Source organism: Falsiroseomonas sp. RANM36 (assembly GCF_056682175.1).
Genome location: NZ_JBWXTD010000004.1, coordinates 324,260 through 333,059, shown reverse-complemented (window position 1 = coordinate 333,059; position 8,800 = coordinate 324,260). Strand labels below are relative to the sequence as shown.

Here is an 8,800-nt window from a genome sequence, read left to right as displayed (position 1 = left end):
GCCGGCCGCCGCCCCCGGGGGGGGGGGGGGGGGGGCGGGGGCGCCCCCCCCGGGGGGGGCCGCGGCGCCCCCCGGCAGGGTGCGCGCATCGCGCAGCCGGTCCCAGGCGCCGGTGGCGGCGGCATCGCGCGCATCGAGCACGAAATCCTGCGCCGGAACGCCGGCGCGGTCGGGCAGCGTCGCGGCGATGAAGCGGCCGACCCGGCCCCGGCTGTCGGCCCAAAGCATGGTCTGCGCCGAGACGCCGAAGCCGGCGAAGGCCGCGTGGAAGCTGTCGCCATCGGTGGCGCGGGCGGCGCGCAGCAGGGCGGTGATCTCGTCGGTCGGCTCATGCCCGGCCCAGCGCAGCGCGAGCGTCGCGCCATTGGCCGGCAGCAGCGCCGCATCCGTCATCACCGGGCCGAGCGGCGTGAAGCGGAGGCTGCGCTCCGTCGTGAACCACAGGCGCTGGCGGATGCGCGCGGTCTCGGTGCGGAAGGCCCCGGGCGGCAGCGTGCCCACCTCGAACAGGTCGGAGGAGGCGGCGCGGAGATTGGTGCCGCCCCAGGCGACATGCGGGTTGCGCCCGACGCCGAGGATCGGCAGCCCCGGCACCATCAGCCCGACCGCCTGGAAGGAGGGCGAGCGCATCCCCACCACCAGCCAGAGATTGGGCATGTTGAGCCCGAGATGCGGGTCGGAGGCGATCAGCGCGCCGCCCGTTGCGCTGCGCGCCGCGCCGACGGCGACGGTGTTGCTGCCGCTGCGCGAGGTTCCCTCCAGGATGGTCTGCAGCAGCCCCGCCTGCTGCGTGCCGACCGGATTGCCGCCGGCTTCCCGCGTGCGCGCCCAGAGCTCGGCGAAGCCCGGCCGGCCGCGCTGCGGCAGCAGCGAGAGATAGGCGAGCCAGTTGATGTCGGTGCCGGCCAGGCGGCCCACCGCGAGCAGGTCCTCCTCGGTCACCTCCTCCCGCCCCAGGCCGAGCAGGCCGGCTTCCGGCGGGCGCGGGCCGTGGGCCAGGGCATGGTTCAGGCCACGCAGGAAGGCCTGCACGAAGCGCCGCGTCTCCGGCGGCCAGGCGGCGACGATCTGCGGCGCGGCGCGGCCGAAGCCCAGGATGCGCAGCGCGTGGTCCACATCCGCCGCCGGCGGTCCGGCGACTTCCGAAAGGCGGCCCTGCGCGAGCAGTCGCATCAGCATCACCTGCGCGCCGCGCAGATGGCCGTGTACCAGGCCGAGCGCGACGGCCAGGTCCTCGTCCGTCTCCGCCGTGATCCACGGGATCATGTGGTCGTTCCAGCGGATCTCCACCGGGCGGGACACCGGCGCGCCCGCGACCGGCAGGGCGGCGATGCGCTGCTCCACCGGCGTCTGCCGCGGCGAGAGCGCGGCGCATCCCGGCAGCAATGCCAGCAGCAGCAGCGCCGCAGCGGCCCTTCGCCTGGCTGTCATGACCCGTCCCGTGATCCTGCCCGGTCAGAGATGGCGCGCCGGCTGCCGGCGTCCAGCCCGGCCGTCAGTCCCGGCGCATGGCCCGCACCAGCACCACGACCGGCAGCAGCCCGACCAGCACGATCAGCAGCGCGGCGGTGGAGGCCTCGGCCAGCCTTTCGTCGGAAGCGAGGTTGTGCACGCGCACCGCCAGCGTGTCGAAGTCGAAGGGGCGCACGATCAGCGTCGCGGGCAGCTCCTTCATCGTGTCCACGAAGACCAGCACCGCGGCGGTGAGCAGCGCGCCGCGGGCGAGCGGCAGCTCCACCTCCCGCACCGCCTGGCCGGGGCGGCGGCCGAGCACGCGCGCGGCGGCGAAGAGCGAGGGCCTGATGCGCGTCAGGCCGCTCTCCACCGAGGACAGCGCGACGCCGAGGAAGCGCACCAGATAGGCGAAGACCAGCGCCACGATGGTGCCGGACAGCAGCAGCCCGGTGGAGAGGCCGAAGGTCGCGCGCATCCAGGCGTCGAGCGCATTGTCGAACAGCGCGAAGGGCACCAGCGCGCCGACCGCGATCACCGAGCCCGGGATGGCGTAGCCCAGCGCCGCGACGCGGTTGGCGGCGGCCCGCAGCGGCGAGGGGTAGAGCCGCTGCGCCCAGGCGAGCAGCGCGGCGAGCACCACCGCGATCCCGGCGGTGATCGTCGCCAGGGTGAGGCTGTTCAGCGCGAAGGGCACCGTCCGTCCGGCGTCCAGCGGATCGCCGACCTGCGTCGCCAGCGCCAGCAGCGTGCCGGCCGGAATGACGAAACCGAGCAGCACCGGCATGCCGCAGGCGAGGATCGCCGCGGCCTGCTTCCAGCCGGTCAGCACCACCGGGCGCAGCGGCGGGTGGCGCGTGGTGGTCGGGTGATAGCGCCGCCCGCCGCGCGAGGCGCGCTCAAGCAGCAGCAGGATCGCCACCAGGCCCATCAGGCAGACCGCGAGCTGCGCCGCCGCCGGGCGGTCCGCCTGGCCGAACCAGACATCGTAGATGCCGGTGGTGAAGGTGCGCACCGCGAAATGCTGCACCGTGCCGAAATCCGCCAGCGTCTCCATCAGCACCAGCGCGACGCCGCCGGCCAGCGCGGGCCGCGCCATGGGGAGGGCGACATGCAGGAAGGTGCGCGGCAGGCCGTGACCCAGGGTGCGGCTGGCCTCCAGCAGGCAGACGCTCTGGGTCAGGAAGGCGCCGCGGCACAGCAGGTACACATAGGGATAGAGCACGGCGGCGAGCATGAGCGCGGCGCCGGGAAGGCTGCGGATCTCGGGGAACCAGTATTCGCCCCAGCTCAGCCCGGTGAGGTCGCGCAGCGCGGTCTGCACCGGCCCGGCCACGTCGAGCAGCCAGACATAGGCATAGCCGCAGACATAGGCGGGCATGGCGAGCGGCAGCAGCAGCGCGACCTCCAGCACCGCGCGCCCGCGGAAGGCGCAGGCCGCGACGAGCCAGGCGCTGACCGCGCCCATGCTGGCCGCCATCGCGCCCACCAGCAGCGCCAGGGCCACCGAATTGGCGAGCAGGTCCGGCAGTTCGGTGCGCAGCAGATGCGCCCAGGCGGCGCCGCCCGGGGTGAGGGCGGTCACGAGCAGCGCGAGGATCGGCGCCGCGATCAGGGCCGCGACCGCCACCGAGGCCCAGGCCCAGGCCGGCGTGGCGCGGCGGCGCGGCGCGGCCAGGGGCCGCGGCGCCGGCTGGGGCAGGCCGGCGGCGTCGGTGAGCGACATGGAGGGTATCTACAACGCCGGCGCGGCCGCGGCCATGCGGGGGCCGCGCCCGGTCAGGAGCGTGGCGGCAGGCGCCCGGTCTCGGAAAGCTCGGCCTCGGCCACGAGCTCGGCGGAATCGGCGAGCGCCGCGGTCAGGGGCAGGCCGAGCGCATGCGCCTCCATGCTGAGCGAGGCGATCTTGGCCCGCAGCCTTTCCGCATCGGCCCGGTCCTCGGACGCGGCGGCGCCCAGCAGGCGCGCCGGATCAGCCAAATCGAACACCAGGGTCCGGCTGCCGTCCGGATTGCGGTTCACGAGCGGCATCTGCTGCATGAGCAAGTGGAACACTTCGAGATCGGGATAGGTATCGAGCTTGCCGTCCCGATCCTGCACGAACAAGGTGATGCGAGCCGCCCGGCGCATGGCGGTCACGCACCATTCCGGCCGGGGATCGTCGTCTGCATACGAAACACGCTTTCGCCGTTGCGGGGGTAGCGCCTAAAAATTGTAGCAACGGCAGGCGATGTCAATCTTTAGTTGGACATGATGTGTAAGGATTTGCATTCACGTCAAGGCGTCGTTTGCTACTTTTGCGTGTATCAGCATGGCGTCAAGATTCGCCAGGGCGCGTTCCCCCATCGCGATCCGCGTCTCGATCGTTGCGCTGCCCAGATGCGGCAGCAGCGCGACGTTCTCGAGGCCGAGATAGCCCGGGAAGACGCGCGGCTCGCCATCGTATACATCCAGGCCGGCTGCCCGGATATGGCCGGACCGCAGCGCCTCCACCAGGGCCGCGTCGTCCACGGAGCCGCCGCGGCCGGTGTTGATGACCAGGCTGCCCGGCTTCATGCGCGCCAGGCGCTCGGCGTTGAGCCACTTCCGCGTGGCCTCGCCGCCCGGCATGTGCATCGAGAGCACGTCGATGGCCGCCAGGAAAGTCTCGTCACTGTCATGGAACGTCGCGCCCTGTTCGAGCTCGGGCGGCGCGCGGCGCAGGTCGCGGTAGTGGATCGTCATGCGGAAGCCGCGCGCCATCGCCGCCAGCTCCCGCCCGATGCGCCCGAAGCCGGCGATGCCGAGCGCCTTGCCTTCCAGCGTGACGCCCATCAGCTGGGTCGGCGCCCAGCCTTCCCATTGGCCGGCGCGGACCATGCGCTCGCCTTCGCCGGCGCGGCGGGCGGCCATCAGCATCAGGGTGAAGGCGCATTCGGCGGTGGCGAAGGAGAGCACGTCCGGCGTGTTGGTCACGACGATGCCGCGCGCCTTGGCGGCCGGCACGTCGATATGGTCGTAGCCGACCGAGAAGGTGGCGATGATCCGCACGCTGTCGGGCAGGGCGGCGATGGTCGCGGCGTTCATCGGGTCGCCGGCGGCGCAGAGGATGCCCTCGGCGCCGATCGCCGCGGCGCGGCGGGCGATCTCGGTGCCGTCGCGATACCAGGGGTCGTCGGTGCTGTTCAGCGCGGCGGCGTAGTCGCGCGCGGCGCGCGCCTCGATCGCCTCGGGCAGCTTGCGGGTGAGCAGCAGGACGGGCTTCGGCATCTTCCAACTCTCCTTGGCGCGGCGCAGGGATAGCAGGGGGCGCCTGCCTTGCCAGCCGGGGCGGCCGGAGACATGGTCGCGCCCAATCCGCCAAGGGAGTTTCGGTGATGGATCTGGGCCTGAAGGGCAAGCGCGCGCTGGTGATGGGGGCTTCCAAGGGCCTCGGGCGCTCGATCGCGGATGCGCTGGCGGCGGAAGGCGCTGCGGTGGTGGTCAGCGGTCGCGACCAGGCCGCGCTCGACAAGGTTGCGGCGGCGTTGAAGGCCGCCGGCGCCTCCGCCGCGCATGGCGTGGTGGCCGATGTCGCCAAGGGCGAGCAGATGGACCACCTGGCCGACGAGGCGGTGCGCCTGCTCGGCGGCGTGGACATCCTGGTGCTGAACCATGGCGGCCCGCCGCCCTGCATCGCCTCCGAGATCACGGACGCCGCGCTGCACACCTGGTTCGAGCACATCGTCGCATCGCCCATCCGCATCGCCAACCGGCTGATCCCGGCGATGCGGCAGCGGCAATGGGGCCGTGTGCTGGTGGTCGGCAGTTCCGGCATGCAGCACCCGATCCCGAACCTCGCGCTGTCCAACACGCTGCGCTCGGCGATCTGGGGCTGGCTGAAGACCTATTCGGGCGAGGTGGCGAAGGACGGCGTGACGATGAACATCATCGCGCCCGGCAGCATCATGACGGACCGCATCGTGCAGAACGCGGAATCGCGCGCGGCGAAGGCCGGCAGTTCGGTGGAGGCGGAACTCGGCAAGATGGCGGACGAGATCCCCGCGGGGCGCATCGGCACGCCTGCGGAATTCGGCCCGACCGGCGCCTTCCTGGTCAGCGAGCAGGCCGGCTACATCACCGGCAGCATGGTCCGCGTGGATGGCGGCCGCGTCCGCAGCATGTTCTGAGCCGTCCATGATCCCCAACCTCACCGCCGATGTCGCGCTGGCCGAACGCCTGTTCGACGAGTTGCGCGAAGCGACGCATGACGGCGTCGGCATCACGCGCACGGCCTATGGCGAGGGCGAGCGCAAGGCGCACGCCATCGTCCGCGCCGCGGCGGAGGCGGTGGGGCTGGAGACGCGCGCCGATCCCGTCGGCAACCTGCTGATGACGCTGCCGGGCGCCGACCGCACGGCGAAGCGCGTGCTGCTCGGCAGCCACCTCGATTCCGTGCAGTCCGGCGGCAATTACGACGGCGCCGCAGGCGTGCTGGCGGGGCTGGCGGCAGTCGCGGGCATGAAGCGTGCGGGCTCCGTGCCCGGGCGCGACGTGACGGTGGTGGCGGTGCGGGCGGAGGAGGCGGGGAGCTGGTTCCCCATCAGCTATCCCGGCAGCCGCGGCGCGCTCGGCCTGCTGAAGGCTGAGGAACTGGCCGTGAAGCGCCAGGATTCGGGACGCACGCTCGCCGAGCACATGCGCGAAGAAGGCTTCGATCCCGGCTTCGTGGAGGCCGGCGGCAAGACCTTCTCGGCGGCCGACACCGCGGCCTTCCTGGAACTGCATATCGAGCAGGGGCCGGTGCTGGACGTGGAGGGCATTCCCGTCGGCATCATCACCGGCATCCCCGGCAGCCGCCGCCTGCGCGCCGCGCGCGTGGTCGGCGAATACAACCACTCCGGCGCGACGCCGCGCAAATACCGGCGCGACGCGGCGATCGCGCTGGCGGAGCTTGCGCATCGCGTGGACGAGCGCTGGGTGGAGCTGGAGGCGCAGGGCCATGTGCTGGTCTGCACCTTCTGCGTGCTGGGCACGACGGCCGAGGCCGGCTTCACCAAGATCGCCGGCGAGGCGGAATTCCAGCTGGATGTGCGCAGCGTGAATCCGCACAGCGTGGATGCGCTGATGGAGACGCTCTACGACATCGTGCCGGAGATCGAGGCGCGCCGCGGCGTGCGCTTCGAACTGGGCAAGGAGACCAGCAGCCGCGCCGCACCGATGGATGCCGGCATCCAGGCCGGGCTGAAGCGCGCGGCGGAGCAGTTGGGCATCCGGCACAAGGTGATGGCGAGCGGCGGCGGCCATGACGCGGCGGCCTTCGTGCAGGCGGGCATCCCGGCCGGGATGATCTTCGTGCGCAACCAGAACGGCAGCCACAATCCGAACGAGGCGATGCGGATGGACGACTTTGCGGCGGCTTGCGCCGTGGTGACGCGCTGGGCGGCGGAGGCGGCGCAGTGACGGCACGCCTCGCAGTCGACATCGGCGGCACCTTCACCGACCTCGCCATTGAGCGCGGCAGCGGCGAGGACACGGATCGCTGGACGGCGAAGGTGCTCACCACGCCGCATGCGCCGGAACTCGGCGTGCTGGAGGGCGTGCGCGTGGTACTGGGGCGCGCGGGGTTGCAGCCGGCGGACATTTCCGTGGTGATCCACGGCACGACGCTCGCCACGAACGCCGTGATCGAGCGCAAGGGCGCGAAGACCGCGCTGCTGACCACCGAGGGTTTTCGGGACGTCCTCGCGCTCGGCAATGAGAGCCGCTACGACCAGTACGACCTCAACATCGAGCTGCCGCAGCCGCTGGTGCCGCGACGCTGGCGCGTGACGGTGCCGGAGCGGCTGGACAACGAAGGCCATGTGCTGCGCGCGCTGGACGAGGATGCGGTGCGCAAGCAGCTCGACTTCCTGCGCGCCGAAGGCATCGAGAGCCTGGCGATCGGCTTTCTGCACAGCTTCGTCAATCCTGCGCATGAGCGGCGCGCGGCGGCGATCGTGCGGCAGGTCTGGCCGGAGCTTCCCGTCTCGCTTTCGTCGGAAGTCTCGCCTGAGATGCGGGAGTGGGAGCGCTTCTCCACCACCGTCGCGAACGCCTATGTGCAGCCGAAGATGGCGTCCTACCTGCACCGGCTTGAGGACGGGCTTCGCGCGGCGGGGCTGACCTGCCCGCTGTTCCTGATGCTGTCGGGCGGCGGCCTCACCACGCTGGAAACCGCCGCACGTTTCCCGATCCGCCTGGTGGAATCCGGCCCCGCAGGCGGCGCGATCTTCGCTGCCCATGTCGCGCGCCAGAAGGGCTGGCAGAAGGTTTTGTCCTTCGACATGGGCGGCACCACCGCGAAGGTCTGCCTGGTGGACGAGTTCGCGCCGCAGGCGGCGCGTAGCTTCGAAGTGGCACGTGTCGGGCGCTTCAAGAAGGGATCCGGCCTGCCGCTGCGAATCCCGGTGATCGAGATGGTGGAGATCGGCGCCGGTGGCGGCTCGATCGCGCATCTCGACAGCATGGGCCGCATCCAGGTCGGGCCGGAGAGCGCCGGCGCCGATCCCGGCCCGGCCTGCTATGGCCGCGGCGGCAAGCAGCCGGCGGTGACGGACGCCAACCTGCTGCTCGGCCGCTACGAGCCGGACCTCTTCGCGGGTGGCGCGCTGAAGCTGCATCCCGGCGCGGCGAAGGACGCCATGGGCGCGGAGGTCGGCGCACGCCTGAACCTCTCGCCGGAGATGGCGGCGCTCGGCGTCGTGGAGATGGTGGACGAGAACATGGCGAATGCCGCCCGCGTCCACGCCATCGAATCCGGCAAGGGCTATGAGGGCCGCGCGATCATCGCCTTCGGCGGCGGCGGTCCCGTGCATGGCTATCGCGTGGCGGAGAAGATCGGCGTGACGCGGCTGCTGGTGCCGTCCGGCGCCGGCGTAGGCTCGGCCATCGGGTTCCTGCGCGCGCCGGTGGCCTATGAGGTGGTGAAGTCGCTCTACCAGCGCTTCGCCAGCTTCGACCTGGATGCGGTGAATGCGCTGCTGGCCTCGATGTCGGCGGAGGCGAGTGCGGTGGTGGCCGAGGGCAGCTTCGGCGCGCCGAGCACCGAGCATCGCCTGGCCTTCATGCGCTATGTCGGCCAGGGCCATGAGATCGCGGTGGCGATCCCGGCGCGCGAGCTGACGCAGGACGACGTCGCGGCGATCCGCGCGGCCTACGACGTGGAATACACGCGCTTCTACGACCGCCCGGTGCCGGGCAGCGACGTGGAGATTCTTTCCTTCGCGGTCACCGTGGCGACGGTGGTCGAGGAGGTGAGGCCGATCGCGCCCGCCCCGGGCGCCCCCCCCCCCCCGGGCGGGGGGGGGGCGGGGGGGGGCGCCCCCCCCCCCCGCGCGGGGGCCGGGGG

General features: G+C 72.2%; 7 protein-coding genes. 3 read left to right on the top strand and 4 right to left on the bottom strand.

The window, feature by feature from the left end; all coding sequences use genetic code 11:
* The 4 genes from AC1MIR_RS15350 to AC1MIR_RS15335 form a co-directional block, all read right to left on the bottom strand.
* On the bottom strand, positions 1 to 1,431 hold a 1,431-nt coding region (locus AC1MIR_RS15350), incomplete at its 3' end, for a penicillin acylase family protein (protein WP_480029061.1).
* A gap of 64 nt (positions 1,432 to 1,495) precedes the next feature.
* Entirely contained in the window at positions 1,496 to 3,178 is a 1,683-nt protein-coding gene (locus AC1MIR_RS15345) for an ABC transporter permease (protein ID WP_480029060.1), read from the bottom strand.
* Positions 3,179 to 3,231: 53 nt separating this feature from the next.
* Positions 3,232 to 3,591, bottom strand: a complete 360-nt coding sequence (locus AC1MIR_RS15340; protein ID WP_480029059.1) for a hypothetical protein — start codon at positions 3,589 to 3,591, stop codon at positions 3,232 to 3,234.
* Between the two features lie 132 nt (positions 3,592 to 3,723).
* The gene (locus tag AC1MIR_RS15335; RefSeq protein WP_480029058.1) at positions 3,724 to 4,701 is read right to left on the bottom strand and encodes a 2-hydroxyacid dehydrogenase; all 978 of its coding nucleotides are present in this window, start codon (positions 4,699 to 4,701) and stop codon (positions 3,724 to 3,726) included.
* Positions 4,702 to 4,808: 107 nt separating this feature from the next.
* Between AC1MIR_RS15335 and AC1MIR_RS15330 the strand changes: the two genes are divergently transcribed.
* From AC1MIR_RS15330 to AC1MIR_RS15320, 3 genes are all read left to right on the top strand, one after another.
* Positions 4,809 to 5,600 carry an SDR family oxidoreductase gene (locus AC1MIR_RS15330; RefSeq protein ID WP_480029057.1) on the top strand — a complete coding sequence of 264 codons (792 nt, stop codon included), beginning with the start codon at positions 4,809 to 4,811 and terminating at the stop codon, positions 5,598 to 5,600.
* A gap of 7 nt (positions 5,601 to 5,607) precedes the next feature.
* Positions 5,608 to 6,873: a hydantoinase/carbamoylase family amidase gene (locus AC1MIR_RS15325; RefSeq protein ID WP_480029056.1), complete on the top strand. Its 1,266-nt coding sequence runs from the start codon at positions 5,608 to 5,610 to the stop codon at positions 6,871 to 6,873.
* Positions 6,870 to 8,800 (top strand): hydantoinase/oxoprolinase family protein (locus AC1MIR_RS15320; RefSeq protein WP_480029055.1); only part of this gene is annotated, 1,931 nt, incomplete at its 3' end. The genes AC1MIR_RS15325 and AC1MIR_RS15320, both read left to right, overlap by 4 nt.

Coding starts and splice junctions, on each gene's coding strand:
- AC1MIR_RS15345 (WP_480029060.1), bottom strand. CDS start 3,178: ATGTCGCTCACCGACGCCGCCGGCCTGCCCCAGCCGGCGCCGCGGCCC.
- AC1MIR_RS15335 (WP_480029058.1), bottom strand. CDS start 4,701: ATGCCGAAGCCCGTCCTGCTGCTCACCCGCAAGCTGCCCGAGGCGATC.
- AC1MIR_RS15325 (WP_480029056.1), top strand. CDS start 5,608: ATGATCCCCAACCTCACCGCCGATGTCGCGCTGGCCGAACGCCTGTTC.
- AC1MIR_RS15330 (WP_480029057.1), top strand. CDS start 4,809: ATGGATCTGGGCCTGAAGGGCAAGCGCGCGCTGGTGATGGGGGCTTCC.